The 17,478-nt window shown below is 62.1% G+C and carries 16 protein-coding genes; 7 read left to right on the forward strand and 9 right to left on the reverse strand.

Features of this window, described 5'->3' with window-relative positions:
• Positions 1 to 85: 85 nt before the first annotated feature.
• The 9 genes from IVB05_RS02395 to IVB05_RS02435 all read right to left on the reverse strand — a co-directional run bounded on the left by IVB05_RS02395 (position 86) and on the right by IVB05_RS02435 (position 8,913).
• Positions 86 to 1,066, reverse strand: a complete 981-nt coding sequence (locus IVB05_RS02395) for a hypothetical protein (protein ID WP_247782847.1) — start codon at positions 1,064 to 1,066, stop codon at positions 86 to 88.
• 58 nt (positions 1,067 to 1,124) lie between these two features.
• A complete protein-coding gene (locus IVB05_RS02400; protein ID WP_247782848.1) occupies positions 1,125 to 2,093 on the reverse strand; it encodes a hypothetical protein in 969 nt (322 codons plus the stop codon).
• 118 nt (positions 2,094 to 2,211) lie between these two features.
• Entirely contained in the window at positions 2,212 to 2,694 is a 483-nt protein-coding gene (locus tag IVB05_RS02405) for a hypothetical protein (protein ID WP_247782849.1), read from the reverse strand.
• A gap of 131 nt (positions 2,695 to 2,825) precedes the next feature.
• The gene (locus IVB05_RS02410) at positions 2,826 to 3,026 is read right to left on the reverse strand and encodes a hypothetical protein (RefSeq protein WP_247782850.1); all 201 of its coding nucleotides are present in this window, start codon (positions 3,024 to 3,026) and stop codon (positions 2,826 to 2,828) included.
• Between the two features lie 176 nt (positions 3,027 to 3,202).
• A complete protein-coding gene (locus tag IVB05_RS02415; protein ID WP_247782851.1) occupies positions 3,203 to 3,814 on the reverse strand; it encodes a sigma-70 family RNA polymerase sigma factor in 612 nt (203 codons plus the stop codon).
• Positions 3,815 to 4,191: 377 nt separating this feature from the next.
• Entirely contained in the window at positions 4,192 to 4,938 is a 747-nt protein-coding gene (locus tag IVB05_RS02420) for a response regulator (RefSeq protein WP_247782852.1), read from the reverse strand.
• Positions 4,935 to 6,677 carry a DUF3369 domain-containing protein gene (locus IVB05_RS02425; protein WP_247782853.1) on the reverse strand — a complete coding sequence of 581 codons (1,743 nt, stop codon included), beginning with the start codon at positions 6,675 to 6,677 and terminating at the stop codon, positions 4,935 to 4,937. Before IVB05_RS02425 ends, IVB05_RS02420 begins: the two co-directional genes overlap by 4 nt.
• Positions 6,647 to 8,740: an ATP-binding protein gene (locus IVB05_RS02430; protein WP_247782854.1), complete on the reverse strand. Its 2,094-nt coding sequence runs from the start codon at positions 8,738 to 8,740 to the stop codon at positions 6,647 to 6,649. Before IVB05_RS02430 ends, IVB05_RS02425 begins: the two co-directional genes overlap by 31 nt.
• Positions 8,737 to 8,913: a hypothetical protein gene (locus IVB05_RS02435; RefSeq protein ID WP_247782855.1), complete on the reverse strand. Its 177-nt coding sequence runs from the start codon at positions 8,911 to 8,913 to the stop codon at positions 8,737 to 8,739. The genes IVB05_RS02430 and IVB05_RS02435 overlap by 4 nt, the downstream gene beginning before the upstream one ends.
• Before the next feature lie 303 nt (positions 8,914 to 9,216).
• On the opposite strand from IVB05_RS02435, the gene ugpB reads away from it, so the two are divergent.
• The 7 genes from ugpB (at position 9,217) to IVB05_RS02470 (ending at position 17,477) form a co-directional block, all read left to right on the forward strand.
• Entirely contained in the window at positions 9,217 to 10,593 is a 1,377-nt protein-coding gene (gene ugpB, locus IVB05_RS02440) for a sn-glycerol-3-phosphate ABC transporter substrate-binding protein UgpB (RefSeq protein WP_247782856.1), read from the forward strand.
• A gap of 104 nt (positions 10,594 to 10,697) precedes the next feature.
• Complete coding sequence (locus IVB05_RS02445; protein ID WP_247782857.1) at positions 10,698 to 11,651, forward strand: aminoglycoside 3'-phosphotransferase/choline kinase family protein; 954 nt, start codon at positions 10,698 to 10,700, stop codon at positions 11,649 to 11,651.
• A 240-nt stretch (positions 11,652 to 11,891) separates the two neighbouring features.
• Complete coding sequence (locus tag IVB05_RS02450; protein ID WP_247782858.1) at positions 11,892 to 13,511, forward strand: ABC transporter substrate-binding protein; 1,620 nt, start codon at positions 11,892 to 11,894, stop codon at positions 13,509 to 13,511.
• Between the two features lie 12 nt (positions 13,512 to 13,523).
• Positions 13,524 to 14,537, forward strand: a complete 1,014-nt coding sequence (locus IVB05_RS02455; RefSeq protein ID WP_247782859.1) for an ABC transporter permease — start codon at positions 13,524 to 13,526, stop codon at positions 14,535 to 14,537.
• A gap of 9 nt (positions 14,538 to 14,546) precedes the next feature.
• Positions 14,547 to 15,446, forward strand: coding sequence for an ABC transporter permease (locus tag IVB05_RS02460; protein WP_247782860.1), 900 nt, complete (start codon positions 14,547 to 14,549; stop codon positions 15,444 to 15,446).
• A gap of 115 nt (positions 15,447 to 15,561) precedes the next feature.
• The gene (locus tag IVB05_RS02465; protein ID WP_247782861.1) at positions 15,562 to 17,283 is read left to right on the forward strand and encodes an ABC transporter ATP-binding protein; all 1,722 of its coding nucleotides are present in this window, start codon (positions 15,562 to 15,564) and stop codon (positions 17,281 to 17,283) included.
• 11 nt (positions 17,284 to 17,294) lie between these two features.
• Positions 17,295 to 17,477 (forward strand): DUF4089 domain-containing protein, encoded by a 183-nt coding sequence (locus IVB05_RS02470; protein ID WP_247782862.1) that lies wholly within the window; start codon positions 17,295 to 17,297, stop codon positions 17,475 to 17,477.
• Position 17,478 lies beyond the last annotated feature (1 nt).

Here is a 17,478-nt window from a genome sequence, read left to right on the forward strand (position 1 = left end):
AAAATTGCGCCCGAACCAGGCGTGTACCTTACCACGCCCGATGCGACGATTATACCTGCGTGCCGCGCGGAACAGACGTGCAACCCTATCCGGCAGCCGATGGATTCAGTGCCAGTCGCCGGGCGATCTCTGCCCGCACGGCTCGGGTCTGCTCCTTGCCGACCAGCACTGGACTGCGGATCTTCCTCCCGGTGCGGAGCCGGATCGCGATGACGTAGTGGCTGCCCCTCCGGCCGCCGCTTCCGATGTCGATGCGCTCGACATCGTCACCGCCGACCGTATCCGTCTCTATAGTACCCTTCAACGACAGCCGTTCAAACCTGATGGCGCCGTCGCGGACAATCCAGAATGCACTGGTCCGATAGAGATACCTGATCAGCACGAAGGCCATGATCGCGCCGAGCGACCAGACGGCAATTCCAAGGGTGGACAATTTGCCGCTCCAGAGCGCATAGATGAATGGAAGGCTCAGCGAGCAGGCGAACAGCACGACGAGAGCCCTGTAGGCCCGGACGCGCTTGGAACTGATCGGCTTACCCAGTCGTATCCGGGGATTGGCGGCGTCGAGCGGGTTCTCGGCTAATTCGGGAGCAGCCAACTGAAGCAGCCAGGCGATTTGCAAAGTGGTTTTTTGCACCTGGGTGACATCAGGCAGCGGAGGTGAGGTGAGCGTATCCCCCGATTCGGTCTCGACTACGAGGGCGAACTCCACTGATTTGCCGATGCTCTTTCGCAGACGCATCCCGGCTATTTCGTCGTCCCTGATCAATCTTCGGTGCAATTTCCCGAATGGACGCTGTTCGCCGATCAGGATTTCGCCTGGCGTAATGATCCAGACGACGTTGCGATCAAAGAGCGCGGCGCTCAGCAGCAGGCACCCGAACAGCAACGCAAACAGGGCGGCGATGCCGAGCCATTGGTCGTTTGCAAGGTGAGCGAGGCCTGGCAGGGCGATCAAACACAAAATTGCGGCAATGCCTGCGAGAACGAGCCGCTCATTGAGCGACGTGCCCTTGCGTAACCTGACTTCATTCTCGTTTGACACAGCATCCATCGCCGGCGGCAAGCATCACGACTGCTGCGGTCACATCAAGTGGCAAAGTGTACGGCTGAAATGCGGCAAGCTATCCGGCACTGGATGGATTCAATCGCAGCCGGCGGATGATCTCGGCCCGCAGCGCTTGGGCCTGATCCTTGCCAGCCAGTCTCGGGCTTCGGATTTTGGTCCCGGTGTGAAGCCTGATCGCGATGACGTCGGAGCCGTCTTCAGAGCCGTCCTCGATGTCGATCGCCTCGACATCACGACCACCGATCGTGTGCACCTCTACCGCGTTATTCAATGAAAGCCGTTCAACCCGGATTCCGCCATCGTGGACGATCCAGAATGTACCGCCCATTCGGGGGGCATATCTGAACAGTACAACGGCCACGATCACGCCGAGCGACCAGACCGAGACCCCGAGGGCAGACAATTCTCCGTTCCAGAGAGCGTGGACGAACGGAAAACTCAGTACGCAGGCGAGCAGCACGACGAGAACCCTGTGTCCTCGACCCCTTCTGGGATGGACCGGCTCACCCAATCGTATCTCGGCATTGATGGCGTCGAGCGGGTTGTCGGCTGGTTCGGGATCGGGAAGTTGAAGCAACCGGGCAATTCGGACGGTGGTTTCGTGCACCTTGGTGATGTCCGGCAGAGGCGGCGAGATGACTACATCTTCCGATCCGATCTTGAACGCAACGCTGAACTTGGTTGGATTGGCACTATCCTTTCGGAGATGCATCTCCGATATTTCGTCGTTTCTGATCAATCTACTGTGCAATTGCCCGAACGGACGCTGTTCGCCGATCAGGATTCCGTCTGGCGTAACAATCCAGACGACGTTGCGGCCAAGAACGGCGGCGCCAAGCATGAGGCATCCGATTAGCAGCGCAAAGAGTGCGGCGATGCCCGGCCATTTACCATCCGCCAAGGCCACAAGGCCTGGTATGGCGAACAAACACAGAAATACAGCAAAACCCGCGTAAACGAGCCGCTCGTTGCGCGAGGTACCCCCGCGTAACCTGACTTCATTCTCGTTTGCCGCAACATCCATTGTCAGCGGCAAACATCACGACCGGCTTGGTCACGTCAAGCAGCAAAGCGTGCGGCTGAATTACGGCAAGCGAGAGTAGTCTGATTTCAGGCTGCCCGTTAAAAGTTTGCCGAAAAGGTCACGCGTTCGCAACGCCCAGTCGTCTTGCAATTTCAACCTTCAGTTCGTTCGCCCGCTGGCCATCACGCAGGCATGGAGACTGCACATCTTGCCCCGAGGTCAGCCATATCCGGATGTAGAAGAGGTCGGGGCCTTCATCCGACACGCTCGCAATTGTGATTTTGGCTATATCTCCAGGTCGTATCCACTGGACCTGATGGCGGTCGTAGATCCAGCTTTCATCGATCTGTATTTCATGGCTTCGAATGATCCAGCGTAGATTGCTTTCAAAGAGACTGGATAGAACCAGAAAGCCGCAGACGAAGAGAACGATCAAAAATCGGGCGCTATCGCCTGTCGCCGGCGGGTAGCCTTTTGCAATCAGGTCGGCAGTTTCCCAGACGAGAAATGCGATGCTGCCAGCCATCAAGAGCAGCCGAGCCCAATCTGGCTTCTCCTCTTCCAATTGTATTTCCGGTTGCTCGACATGGTTGCCATCCATGACGGCAGACTATTCGCGGCCGGTAACTCTCGGCAAGATTGCATTCGAAAACTCCCAAAAGCAGAGCGACCCGGCTGGGGGGCATCCCGGCCGGGTCGTTGGAGGTCACTTGGGAGGTTAGATGTAGAAATTCAGCGGGGGGTCTCGCTGTCGTAGGAGATCACGCAGACCTCCTTGGGACTCTTGGTGCCGCAGTCCACCACCTGTTCACGCACGAATGTCGAACCGCTGTCGCGCTGGGCGCGGGGCTGGACGTTCTGGGCCGACAGGGTGGCGAGCGTCGCGACGGCGCCGAGCGGGACGATGAAAAGGCGGAAGGACGGCTTCAGCATGTTCGCTCTCCTGTTCGGCGTTGGCGTTGCGTTGTTGAGCAAAGGTATAGGGGCTGAGTTTTTCCGGGTGATGTCGCCGATTGTTTCATTTGTTTCGTCGGAGGTAATCTTTGTCCGTCGAAATCAACCCGTTTTTCGTTCCCGATACCAGTTCAACTCATTGAATTAACGTCGCTTTATGCCGCGAGGCTGTCTACGCCGGCGCCCTTAAGCAACTCGGCCAATTGTTTACGGGCGTAGAACATCCGGGTCTTCACCGTGCTTTGGGGAATACCGATGATCGCGCCGGCCTCTTCCACCGACTTCTCGTGGTAGTAGACCAGATTGATGATCTCGCGATGGGCCGGCGACAGCTTGGCGACGCAGGCGCGCAGGATCGCGCTGGTGTTGCTGCGGTCGAGCGAGGCTTCCGGGGTATCGGCCTCATCGGCGATTTCCAGCACGTCTTCCTGCTCGATGTCCTCATGCTTGCGCTGACGCAGCGCGGTCAGCGCCTTGAAGCGGGCAATCGACAGCAGCCAGGTCGAAACCTGCGAGCGGCCCTCGAACTGGCTGGCGGTCCGCCACACGTCGAGGAACACCTGGCTGACGAGGTCTTCGGCCATCGTGGTATCGCGCACCATGCGCAGCACGAAGCGGTAAACCCGGACGTTATGGCGGGAATAAAGCACATGCATCGCCGTGCGGTCGCCCTTGGCAATACTCTGCAGCAGCATTTCGTCGGATGTCGCCCTGGCGTCGGCAATCGACTTCTTGGCTGCGGCGTTGATGGCGATGACGTTCGACATGACAGGCTCCCAATTCCGACGCCAACAGGCGTTTCGTTGGGAGGATTGTTAATTAGGCTCGGTTTCGGGATGTCTGCTCCAAAGGGGTAAAATGGTTTCGTGCAGAAGAGAATTGTTTCGTCGCAGGGCCTGCGACGAAACATTCGGGACCAAAAGGCCAGTAATTTCAATATGCGGAAAATTGGATGGTTTCAGATGCGGATTCGTTCCGCGTGCGCACAAACGTGTTGTCGTCCCTGCGAACGCAAGGACCCATAACCACAGCACGTTGTTGTCTGGAAGGGACGTCTACCACAGCGTGTCAATATGACAGCCGCGGCGTATGGGTCCCTGCGCCCGTGCGCAATTGCGCACTAGGCAGGGACGACGGCGAAGATCTAACCCTTCTCGCCCGTTGGCGAGAACAGATAGCCGCCGCCTCGGATGGTGCGGATCACCGCGGGCTTGGTCGGGTCGATCTCGATCTTGCGCCGGATGCGCATGATGCGCAGATCGACGGCGCGGTCGAACGCTTCGGCGTCGCGCGCATTGGCCAGCTCCAGCAGCCGCTCGCGCGACAGCACCCGCTTCGGATTCGCCGCGAACACTTTCAACAGGCCGAATTCGGACGCCGTCAGCGGATGCTCGTTGCCTTCGTCGTCGCGCAGCGCCTGGGCTTCGAGGTCGAGCCATTTGGTGCCGAACCGCACCAGCTGTTCTTTCTCTGCCTTGGCAGCCGCAGCCGCAGCCGCTGGTGCTGCCGCCGCCTTGGCCGGCGTGCTGCGGCGAAGCACTGAACGGATACGCGCCATCAGCTCGCGCAGCTCGCAGGGCTTTGCGATGTAGTCGTCGGCGCCGAGTTCGAGGCCGACGACGCGGTCGATCGGGCTCGCCGTCGCCGTCAGCATGATGACGGGAACGTTGATGCGGCTCTTCAGGTCGCGAATGATCGAAAGCCCGTCTTCCTCGGGCATGTTGAGGTCGAGCACGACGAGGTCGGGCACGTTGGTCTCGATCACGCTGCGCAGACTTTTGCCGCCGTCGCACAGCGTGACGCCAAAACCGTGCATCTTGAGGTAATCACCGACCATCTCGCGGGCCGGTGCCTCGTCGTCGACGATGATGATGTGCGGGCTCTGGGTCATGTCGTCTCTGTCGCAGGCAGTGTAACGGTAAATGTCGATCCCTGTCCGGGGCCGGCGCTTTCCGCGGTCACATGGCCGCCATGCATGTCGATGATACGTTTGACGATCGACAGGCCGAGGCCGGTCGAGCTTTCCCCGGCCGTCGGCTTGGCCGAGAGCCGCTGGAACCGGCCGAACAGCCGGCCGAGATCTTCCGGAGACAATCCGGCGCCCTGATCGGTAATACGGATGACGGTGTCGCTGCCATGGGTGACGCCTACCGTGATCTTGCCGCCGATCGGGGAATATTTGATGGCGTTGCTGACGAGGTTGTCGATCGCCTCGCGAATCCGGTCGGCGTCGCACATGGTGACGAAGTTCGGCGGCGCCGACACGGCGATGGACTGCTGCTTGTTGATCGCCGAAGGCAGGTTCGAATCGGTGACCTCGGCAACGAGCGCCGCGATATCGACCGGTTCGCGGCGGATCGTGATGTCGAAGGCGTCCGCCATCGCATCCGAAATCAAATGGTCGACCATCGAGGTCAGGCGCTTGGTGGCGTCCCTGATATGCTCGACCTGGGCGGTGACGTTCTCCTTGGGCGAGCCGGCGCCGATCAGTTCGGTTAGCATTTCGGTGCGGCCCAGGATCACGCCGAGCGGATTCTTCAAATCGTGCGCAACGGTGCCGAGAATCTCGTTCTTGAAGCCATTGGCGCGCTGCAGCCGCAGCCACTGCGCCGACAGCCGTCGGTTGGCCTGCATCAGCGCGCGGGTGCGCTGGGCGACGCGGTCCTCGAGCTGGGTATTGGCTTCGTGCAGTTGCCGGTAGAGGATGACGTTGTCGAACGCGATCGACAGCCGGCTGGAGAAAATCTCGACCAGCGCGCGGTCGGTGTCGGAGAGCTGGCGCTCGGCCTGCAGCAACACCACCACTTCGCGGCCAGAGCCGGTGCGCAGATAAAGCACGCTGCGATGATCGGCGAATTCGTTCTTGCGGCGCTGGAAGGCGGCTTCCACCATTTGCCGCAAATCCGGATCGAGCGCCTTGGAGCTTGTCGTCCCGATGAAACGGCTGTAGCAGCCCGACCCCGCCAGCACCGAGAATTCGCTCCCCGCGGCGCCGTCGTCGCGCAGCACCAGGATGCCGGCGCAGTCGACGTTGAGCAGCGAGGCGAGCTGCGTCAGCACGCCTTCCGCAAGCCGCTGCATCGATTTGAAGTCGTAGAGCGTCGAGGCGGCGTCGATGATGATTTCAAGTCCGCGCCTGGTCTGCACCATGCGCTCGAGCTGCTGGTAGCTGCGCAGCGCGGCGGTGAGCGAGGTGAACAGCTTGTCGGCCGTGAGCTCCGTCTTGGCCTTGTAGTCGTTGATGTCGTACTGGACGATGACGCGGCGCTCGGGCGCTTGTCCCGGCTGGCCGGTGCGCAGGATGATGCGGACGGTTTCGTTCTTGAGCTCGTTGCGGATGTACTCGACGAGGTCGAGGCCCGCGACGTCGGTTTCCATGATGACGTCGAGCAGCACGGCTGCGACGTCGGGATTGTTGCGCATCAAGGTGCGGCCTTCGGCCGCGGAATAGGCCGACAGGATTTCCAGCGTCGCGCCGTGGAGATTGTAGTCGCTCAGCGCAAAGCGGGTGCCCTCGTGCACCGCGGCATCGTCGTCGATGACCGCGATCTTCCATTTGCGCGCGGACGAGTCCTCCGGAACGGTCCCGGTATCGTCGATCAGGTGGAGGACATCGTCCTGTTCGGCCATTGAGGAGTTCCGTCGGCTGCTGTCTGGTCTGAAATCGTGGGTTCGCCCCGGGCGACTTTGGGCATGATAATGCGAAATGTGGTGCCTTGTCCCAGCCTTGACTCCAGCATCATCCTGCCGCCGAGCTGTTGAGTGACAAGATTATAGACGATATGCAAGCCCAGCCCGGTACCGCCTTCGTTGCGGCGCGTCGTAAAGAAGGGGTCGAATGCCTGCCGCTGTACGTCCGGCGTCATTCCGGCCCCGTTGTCGGCAAAAATGATCTCGACATCGTCGCTGCCGCGCGCCCGCGCCGAGATCGTGATCGCCCCGGACCGGCCGTCGGCAAAGGCATGATTGGCGGCGTTGAGGAAAAGATTGGTTAATATCTGGCCGTAGGAGCCGGGATAGCCGTCGATGAAAAGCCCTTCCGGCACGTCGACCGACAGCGTGATCGCGGCCTTCTTCAGCACCGGTTTCAGGCTGGCGACGATCTGGTCGGTGGCCTCGCTGAGGTTGAATTGCCGGCGCTCGGCGTGCGAGCGGTCCACCGCCACCTGCTTGAACGACTGGATCAGCTCGCCGGCGCGGTGCAGGTTCGCCACCAGTTGCCCTGCCGCGTCGCGCGAGGACTTGACGAATTCGTCGAGCTTGGAGCGGCGCAGCGGCTCGGTGCGCAATTCCTGCTCGAACGTTTCAGCCCGGCGCGCAAAGCTCGACGCCACCGTCAGGCTGATGCCGATCGGGTTGTTCACCTCATGGGCGACGCCGGCGACCAGTCCGCCGAGCGCCGCCAGCCGTTCGGCGTCGATCAGGTTCTGCTGCGCGGTGTTGAGCTCGATCAGCGCGCTTTCGGCCCTTTCCTTCGAGGCGCGCAGCTCGTCCTCGGTCTTGCGCTTGGCGATGGCGTTTTCGCGGAAGACGTCCACCGCGCGCGCCATGGCGCCGACCTCGTCCCGGGCGGTGGTGCCCTGCACCCGGCGATCGTAATTGCCCGAGGTGATCGCATGCATCGCCCGCAGGATCTGCTGCAGCGGCAGGCGGATCGAGAGCGCGATCAGGACGCCGGCGGACAGGATGATGCCGAGGAACATCACGGCGATCGACAGCACCCGGCGCGAGATGCCCGACAACGTCTTGTCGAATGTCTCCTGCGCCTTCTGCTCGCGCTGGCGCATCTTGACCGACAACTCGTCGATGACGCCGATGGCCTCGGCCTGGCTGGCATCGATGGTGTTGCGCAACAGCTCGGTCCGGATCGTGAGCTGCTCGGTCAGCTTGGCCATTCCCTCGCGCAGCGCCACCGTTCGTGCCTTCAGCCGCGTCAGCGCCATGCGTTGCAGGTCGTTGTCGGCGAGGTCAGCCATCGCGGGGATGGTGTTCTCGATCGTCTCGGTGTTCCTGCGGGCGTCCTCGGCGGAGGTCGAGGCGCGCGACAGATAATAGGCGTTGGTGGCGACCAGCATGGCCGTGAACGCCTCGCGGGATTTCCCGAGTGCCGGCCAGATCTGCGCATCGCGATGCCCGGTGGCGCCCTCGATGATCGAATACAGCCCGGCCATCTCCCGGGCCGGCCCCAGCACCTGCTGCTCATAGGTCTTGGTGATGGTGGCCTGCACGGCGCGCAATTCGCCGAAGCCGTTGAGGAAACGGTCGGTGACGTGTTCGAGCCGCTCGACCGATCCTGACAGCATAGGGTCGTTCGCGGCGCGCGTGGTCAGCGTGCCGAGCACCGCTTCCCGCAGCAGCAGGATCTCGGCGAACAGGTCGGGGCTCGGCTGGTTGATGTAGCGATGGATCAGGTTCTGCAGCCGGCTGGTTTCGCTTTCCAGCAGCGCCAGGATCTTGTCGGACTCGCGCACCTGCCGGACGTCGTCCCAGGCCGAGCCCAGCACCTTGGCGCCGTTCCAGATCAATACGGCGAGCACCACGACGACGGCGGAGTTCAATCCCGCGATCGACAGGATGCGCCAGCGGATCGGCACTGCGCGCAGCCACTGCACGACGCGAAAACGGCCGCGCGCGGCGAAGCTCGCCTGCCGTTCCGCTGCTCGCTGTTGTTGCCGTGCGCCGGTCAAATTCATTCCACTCCACGAAGACGGGTGATCAATAGCGGCGTCGTCGCCCCGATCAATGCAACGATGGTACGGTTGAGGCCGGCCGCGCCGGTCTTGATATGTTCGAGGGCTTCCTCCGCGCCGAGCCGGCGGGAATGGAACGCGTCGATCAAATGCCTCTCGTTCTGGGGATCGGGCATACCAAACTCGCGCGCAACAGCGCCCGTTGAGACCGCCGTAAGCAACAGCGCACCAACAAGCACGAAGGTCCGCGAAAGGTCGGCGCGGCGATACACAGGCGACAAATCCCCTTAGAGATTGAGTCTGCGGCGGGGGAGAAAAGGTTCAATGCATTTTTAGCAGAATTTACCGATGCTTGGCTATTGGCGGCTGGGCCGGCAGGCGGTTTTCCGCCAGTAATCCTGATAATCTTGCTACAATCTTAAATTGTGTTGTGCGCTGCGGCGATGCCGGGCGGATTGAAACCGCAGCCGCAGCGATTTATGAGGGCTTGGGAACCCATTTATCGAAGGCGCGGCAGAGCAAGGAAATCACCAGTGAAATTGGCCTTGAGATTCTTGCAATTTGCAGCCCTCGCCGCCACGGCGCTTGCGTCTCCGGCGCAGGCAGCCACCGAAATCATGTGGTGGCATGCGATGTCGGGGGAGCTCGGCAAGCAGCTCGAAAAGCTGGCGGCCGATTTCAATGCGTCGCAGTCCGACTATCGGATCGTGCCGACATACAAGGGCAACTACACCGAGACGGTGACGGCAGCGATCTTCGCATTCCGTTCGCGAAGCCAGCCCGCCATCGTCCAGGTCAACGAGATCGCGACTGCGACCATGATGGCGGCAAAGGGCGCGATCTATCCGGTGTTCGACTTGATGCGCGATCAGTCGGAGCCGTTCTCGCCGGAGGCGTATCTGCCGGCCGTGACCGGTTATTATTCCGATGTCGCCGGCAACATGCTGTCGTTCCCGTTCAATGTCTCGACGCCGATCCTTTACTACAACAAGGATCTGTTCCGCGCCGCGGGCCTCGATCCGGAGGTGGCGCCGAACACCTGGGCCGAGGTCGGCGCAGCGGCAAAGCGCCTGCGCGCGGCCGGCTCGCCTTGCGGGCTCACCACATCCTGGCCTTCCTGGGTTCACGTCGAGAATTTTTCCGCGTTCCACAATCTGCCGCTGGCGACCCGGGCCAATGGCTTCGGGGGGCTCGACGCGGAGCTGACCTTCAACAATCCGGACGTGGTGCGGCACATCGCGCAACTGGCGGAATGGCAGGCGACGAAAGTTTTCGACTATAGCGGTCGCGGGCAATCGGCCGAGCCGCGCTTTCAGAAGGGCGAATGCGCCATCTTCATCGGCTCGTCCGGGACGCGTGCGGACATCAAGGCCAATTCGAAGTTTGAGGTCGGTTACGGCATGATCCCGCACCGGCCCGAAATCGCCGGCGCCCCGCAAAACTCCATCATCGGCGGCGCCACGCTATGGGTGCTGCGCGATCGGCCGCGCGCCGAATACGCCGGCGTCGCGCGGTTCTTCGCCTATCTCTCGAAGCCGGAAGTTCAGGCTGCCTGGCACCAGAACACCGGCTATCTGCCGATCACCCGCGCCGCCTTCGACCTCACCCGCGCGCAGGGCTTCTACGATCGCAATCCCGGTGCTGCGATCGGTATCGAGCAGATGACCTTGAAGCCGCCGACCGAGAATTCGAAGGGAATCCGGCTGGGGTCCTTTGTGCTGATCCGCGGCGTGATCGACGAAGAACTCGAGCAGGTTTTCAGCGGCAAGCAGTCCGCGCAGGCAGCCCTCGACGTCGCCGTCGAGCGCGGCAACCGCCTGCTGCGCCAGTTCGAGCGGGCCAATCCGGACCGCTAATTCCGTCTTTGCGAGCGAAGCGAAGCAATCCATTCTTTCATTGCTCGGCGAGATGGATTGATTCGCTGCGCTCGCAATGACGACAAACAAGGTTCAGCGCCACCATGACTGCATCGCTGCCGAGCTTCACAGACTACGAGCCCTTCCGAGTCTGGCGCGCCGATCCGGCGCAGTGGCGGCCGATCGCGCTCGATATCGCCCGCAGCCACGGCCTGACCTGCGCGGCGCCGCACGCCTTCGCCACCGGCACCAACGTCGTCATGGCGCTTGATGAGAAACTCATCCTGAAGATTTTCCCGCCCTTTCTTCGTTCCAAATTCGTCTCGGAACGTGGCTCGCTCGCCCAACTTCGCGGCCAGCTTCGGATCGCGATCCCCGAAACCGTCGTCGAAGGCGAGCGCGACGGATGGCCATATCTCGTCTTCACGCGGCTGCCGGGTGTTCTCGGCAGCGAGGCATGGCCGACACTCTCCGAAAGCGAGAAGGAGCGCGTCCTCGTTGAGATCGGGCAGATCATCGCGGAGGTCCAGCGTGTCCCGCTTGGAGATCTTGCGAATATCGAGCCGCGTTGGGACCGGTTCCTGTCAGCGCAAATTGCGGGATGCCGCGCCCGGCACGAGCGCCTCGGTCTGCCGCGCAAATTTCTCGATGGGCTGGACGAACTGCTGCGCGATGCGGAAAGGCTTATTCCCCTGGATCAGCGGCCGGTGATTCTCACCGGCGAGTACATCCCGGAGAATTTTCTGCTGAGCCGTGACAGCGCCGGCTGGCGCTTGTCCGGGTTGATCGACTTCGGCGACGTGATGACCGGATGGTGCGAATACGACCTGCTGGGTCCGAGCGGCTTCATGACCGCCGGGATGCCGCGCCGCGTGCGGAGCCTGTTTGAGGGATACGGATATTCGAGTGCGGATATCAATCCAGACCTGAAACGGCGGCTGATGGCGCTGACGCTGCTTCATCGGTTTAGCGATCCCGCCAGGCAGATCTGTATAGAGGGTTGGCAGGAGAGGGCCGGCAACCTGTTCGAGTTGCAGGATTTGCTCTGGCCGGTTTGAAGGAAGCCCGGAGGCCGCACAGCAAAGGAGCGAGCCAAATATCTGCACTAAAAGTAGGCAAATATGCTTCTTTGTATGCAATCAGAGGTTCGATGCGCCCCAGTCAAGAATCCCCGTTTGGCACCTATCTGCCGATAATTCAGTGACTTAGGCGAGAGTTAGCTTTCCTTTAAGGATTGGCACAAACCTTGCGATTCCAGTTCCAAAGCCGTTTCCCCTCAGGCGTTTGGAGCATCACCCATGAAGCGTCGCGATTTCCTGAAATCCGTCACCGGCGTTGCTGCGGGCGCGATGGTGCCGGCGCCGGCGATCTGGTCTGCGGCCAAGGCTGATGCGCGGTCGGAGACGCTATTGATCGTCTCGGAAAGCGGCCCCAACAATCTCGACATTCATGGCGTCGGCACCAACGTGCCCGGCTATGAGGTGTCGTGGAATTGCTACGACCGCCTGATCAGCCACGAGATGAAGAGCGGTCCCGGCGGCGTGCCGTATTACGACCGCGACAAGTTCAAGCCCGAGCTCGCCGAGGACATGAATGTCGGCGACATGTCGGTCACCTTCAAGCTGAAGAAGAACGCCAAATTCCACGACGGTGCGCCGGTCACGGCGAAGGACGTCAAGTGGTCGCTCGATCGCGCGGTGAGCGTCGGCGGCTTTCCGACGTTCCAGATGGGCGCGGGCTCCCTGACCAAGACCGAGCAGTTCGTCGTCGTCGACGACAACACGGTGCGGATCGATTTCGCCAAGAAGGACCGCCTCACCATCCCGGACCTCGCGGTCATTGTACCCTGCGTCGTCAACTCGGAGCTGGTGAAGAAGAACGCCAGCGAGAAGGATCCGTGGGGTCTCGAATACACCAAGCAGCAGACCGCAGGCTCCGGGGCCTACAAGGTCACAAAGTGGACGGCCGGCACCGAAGTAGTCATGGAGCGCAACGACGCCTGGGTCGGCGGTCCCTTGCCCAAGGTCAAGCGCGTGATCTGGCGCATGGTGCCGCAGGCGGGCAACCGCCGCGCGCTGCTGGAGCGCGGCGACGCCGACATCTCCTACGATCTGCCGAACAAGGATTTCGTCGAGCTGAAGGACAGCGGCAAGCTCAACATTGTTTCGGTGCCTTACTCCAACGGCGTCCAGTACATCGGCATGAACGTCAAGATCCCGCCGTTCGACAACCCCAAGGTTCGCGAGGCGGTCGCCTGCGCGATCCCCTACCAGAAGATCATGGACGCGGTGCTGTTCGGCCTGGCCAAGCCGATGTTCGGCGCCGCTGCCGACAAGGCCACCGAGGTGGCCTGGCCGCAGCCGACCAAATACGTCACTGACATAGCCAAGGCCAAGGCATTGCTGGCGGAAGCCGGCCATCCCAACGGCTTCGAGACCACGCTGTCGTTCGACCTCGGTTTCGCCGGCGTCAACGAGCCGCTCTGCGTGCTGGTGCAGGAGAGCCTCGCGCAGATCGGCATCAAGACCACCATCAACAAGATTCCCGGCGCCAACTGGCGCACCGAACTCAACAAGAAGGTGCTGCCGCTCTACACCAACGTGTTCTCCGGCTGGCTCGACTATCCCGAGTACTTCTTCATCTGGTGCTATGACGGCAAGAATTCGATCTTCAACACCATGAGCTACCAGTCGAAGCCGATGGACGAATTCATCCACGGCGCCGTCGACGCCGCGGCGATCGGCAACACCGCCAAGTACGATACCGACGTAAAGGGTTTCGTCGATCTCGCCTTCAAGGACATCCCGCGCATCCCGCTGTACCAGCCCTACGTCAACGTCGCGATGCAGAAGAACGTGTCGGGCTATCAATACTGGTTCCACCGCCGCCTGGATTATCGCGCGCTCGTGAAAGCATAAGAGGCGAGCGTCATGCTGACCATGATCGGCAAGCGGCTGATGTTTGCGATCCCGTCGCTGATCGGGGTCGTGATCGTCACGTTCCTGCTGACGCGCGCGCTGCCTGGCGATCCCGCGGCCTATTTCGCAGGTCCCGCGGCGAACAAGGAAGCCATCGAGCAGATCCGCAAGAAACTCGGCTTCGACAAGCCGCTGATCGAGCAGTTCTTCCGCTACACCAACGATCTCGCGCATGGCGATTTCGGCAACTCGCTGACCACGGGCCAGCCGGTCGCCACCGAAATCCGCAACCGCCTGCCGGCGTCCGCCGAACTGACGCTGCTTGGCCTCGTCGTTTCGGTCATGATCGCGATCCCGCTCGGCGTGCTGGCGGCGACCCGCCCGGGTTCGTGGATCGACCATCTCTGTCGCATCACCACGACCGCCGGCGTGTCGCTGCCGGTGTTCTTTACGGGACTGGTGCTGGTCTACGTCTTCTATTTCAGGCTCGGCTGGTCGCCGGCGCCGCTCGGGCGGCTCGACGTGTTCTACAGTGCGCCGCCGACCGTGACCGGCCTTTATCTGATCGACGCCCTGATTGCGCGCGATTTAGAAACGTTTCGTTCGGCGCTGAGCCAGTTGATCCTGCCGGCGGCAACGCTGGCGATCTTCTCGCTGGCGCCGATCGCGCGCATGACGCGGGCGTCGATGCTGGCGGTGCTGACCTCCGACTTCGTCCGCACCGCGCGCGCCAGCGGGCTGTCGCCGTCGACCGTGATCGTCACCTACGCGTTTCGCAACGCCATGCTGCCCGTCATCACCACGCTCAGCATGGTGTTTTCGTTCCTGCTGGGGGCCAATGTGCTGGTCGAAAAAGTGTTCGCCTGGCCCGGCATCGGCTCCTACGCCGTCGAAGCGCTGATCTCCTCTGACTTCGCGCCCGTGCAAGGCTTCGTGCTGACCATGGCGGTCATGTACGTGCTGCTCAATCTGGTCATCGACATTCTCTACGGCGTGATCGATCCGCGCGTGCGGCTGGAAGGGTGAGGTTGGTAGATGAGTAGCGTTGCGCCTGCCGCTGAACCCGTCGGACCCGCCCGTACCTCGGGACTATCAGCCATCTTCGAGCATACCCGTTACGTGCTCGGCGAGAACCGCGTCACGGCGTTTGCCTTCGGCCTCCTGGTCATCATCCTGTTCGCCGCGATCTTCGGCCCGTACATCGTTCCCTACGATCCGCTCGCCAGCGATACCGCATCAGCCCTGAAGCCGCCGTCCGCGGCGCACTGGTTCGGCACCGACCAGTTGGGCCGCGATATCTTCAGCCGCGTCGTCGTCGCCACCAGGCTCGACACCTTCATCGCGGTGGCGTCGGTGGCGCTGGTGTTCCTGATGGGCGGCCTTGCAGGTATCGCCGCCGGCTATTTCGGCGGCTGGACCGATCGCATCGTCGGGCGCGTCGCCGACACCATCATGGCGTTTCCGCTGTTCGTGCTGGCAATGGGTATCGTCGCAGCCCTTGGCAATACCGTGCAGAACATCATCATCGCGACCGCGATCGTGAATTTTCCGCTCTATGCGCGCGTCGCTCGGGCCGAGGCGAACGTGCGCCGCAATGCCGGCTTCGTGCAGGCGGCGCGGCTGTCGGGCAACGGCGAAATGCGAATTCTGCTGGTGCACATCCTGCCCAACATCATGCCGATCATGATCGTGCAGATGTCGCTGACCATGGGCTATGCAATTCTGAACGCCGCGGGCTTGTCCTTTATCGGTCTCGGCGTGCGGCCGCCGACCGCGGAATGGGGCATCATGGTCGCGGAAGGGGCGGGGTTCATGGTCTCGGGCGAATGGTGGATCGCGCTGTTCCCGGGGCTTGCGCTGATGCTTGCGGTGTTCTGCTTCAACCTGCTCGGCGACGGCCTGCGCGACATCGTCGATCCGCAGCGGAGGACGTGATGGCCGATTCAAGCTTTGCTGGTCTCCGCCTCCGCATGACCGGAGGAAATACGACAGGAGTCCTGGCCGTTCTACTTTGCATGGGGTTGTTTTCGAGATTTTTGCGGAGGCCATCATGACGGCCCAGCCTCTTCTCGATGTCCACGACCTCACCGTCGAATTCTCCACCCGGCGCGGCATCGTCAAGGCGGTGCAGCATGTCAGCATCTCCGTCGGCAAGGGCGAGACGCTCGGCATCGTCGGCGAGTCCGGCTCCGGCAAGTCGGTGACGTCATACGCCGTGATGCGGATTCTCGACCGCGCCGGCAGGATCGCCGAGGGCTCGGTGATGTTTTCCGGCATCGACGTCAAGGCCGCGAGCGAAAACGAGATGCGCGATCTGCGCGGCCGCGAAATCTCGATGATTTTCCAGAATCCGCGCGCGGCGCTGAATCCGATCCGCAAAGTCGGCGACCAGATCGAGGACGTGCTGCGCCAGCACGTGCAGAGCGCGGCCAGCGACCGCGGCGAAAAGGCGATCGAGGCGCTGGAGCAGGTCAAGATCGCCCGTCCGCGCGAGCGCTATCACGCCTATCCGTTCGAACTTTCGGGAGGCATGTGCCAGCGCGTCGTGATCGCACTGGCGCTGGCCTGCAACCCGCAGCTCCTGATAGCGGACGAGCCGAGCACGGGACTCGACGTCACCACGCAGAAGGCGGTGATGGATTTGATCGTGGAGCTGACCAAGCGCCGGAATATGTCGACCATCCTGATCACGCATGATCTGGGGTTGGCTGCCGCCTATTGCGACCGCGTGGTAGTGATGGAGAAGGGCCGCGTGGTCGAGACCGCGAAGTCCGCCGATATCTTTGCCAGGCCCGAGCACGCCTACACCAAGAAGCTGATGCGCGCGACGCCGCGGCTCGGCGTGTCGTTGCGGGATTTGCTTCCGGAGGAAGAGGGCGCGGCGGCACCTGCCGCTGCGCCAACGCCTGCGGTCGACGACTCCGCAAAACCACTCCTCCTCGTCGAAAAGCTCGTCAAGGAATATCCCCGCCAGGGCGCCACCGCCGTGCTGTCAAAGCTGTTTTCCCGCAAGCCGCCGGTCGAGGCCGAACTGTTCCGCGCGGTTGACGGCATCAGCTTCACCGTTGGCCACGGTGAGAGCGTCGGTCTTGTCGGTGAATCCGGCTGTGGCAAGTCGACGACGTCGATGATGGTGATGCGGCTCCTCGACCAGACTTCCGGCCGCATCCTGTTCGACGGCGAGGAGATCGGTGCCATCCTGCCGCAGGCGTTTGCGCGGCTGCCGCTGCGCAAGAGCATCCAGATGGTGTTCCAGGATCCGACCGACAGCCTCAACCCGCGCTTTACCGCCGCGCGCGCCATCGCCGATCCGATCATGCAGCTTGGCGACATCCGAGGACGCGACGCGCTGCGCGCCCGCTGCGAGGAGCTCGCCGGCCTGGTCGGCCTTCCGGTCAACCTGCTCGATCGTTTCCCGCACCAATTATCCGGCGGCCAGAAGGCCCGCGTCGGCATCGCACGTGCGATCGCGCTGCATCCAAAACTCGTGATCCTCGACGAGCCGACCGCCGCCCTAGACGTCTCCGTGCAGGCCGTCGTGCTCAATCTGCTGCAGGATCTCAAGCAATCGATGGGCATGAGCTATTTGTTCGTGTCGCATGATCTGAATGTGGTGCGTTTGCTGTGCGATCGTGTCATCGTGATGCGTGCGGGACGAATCGTCGAGCAGGGCTCGTCCGAGCGCGTGCTCGGCGATCCGCAGGACGCCTACACAAAGGAATTGCTGACGGCGATTCCGCATCCGCCGTTGCCGGCTCATCAAGAAAGCTGAGTGGGAGTGAAATGGCTGCCGAATCCCTGGACAATTACATCGATGCCGTCGCAAAGGCGCTGGCGCTGCCGGTCGAGGAAGCCTGGCGGCCTGCCGTGCGAGCGAACCTCGAAGTGTCGCTGAGGCTGGCGCGGCTGGTCGATGAATTCCCGCTCCCGGACGAAACCGAGCCGGCCAGTGTCTACACAGCGTGAC

Origin of the sequence: Bradyrhizobium sp. 170, from assembly GCF_023101085.1 — a bacterium.
GTDB lineage: Bacteria > Pseudomonadota > Alphaproteobacteria > Rhizobiales > Xanthobacteraceae > Bradyrhizobium.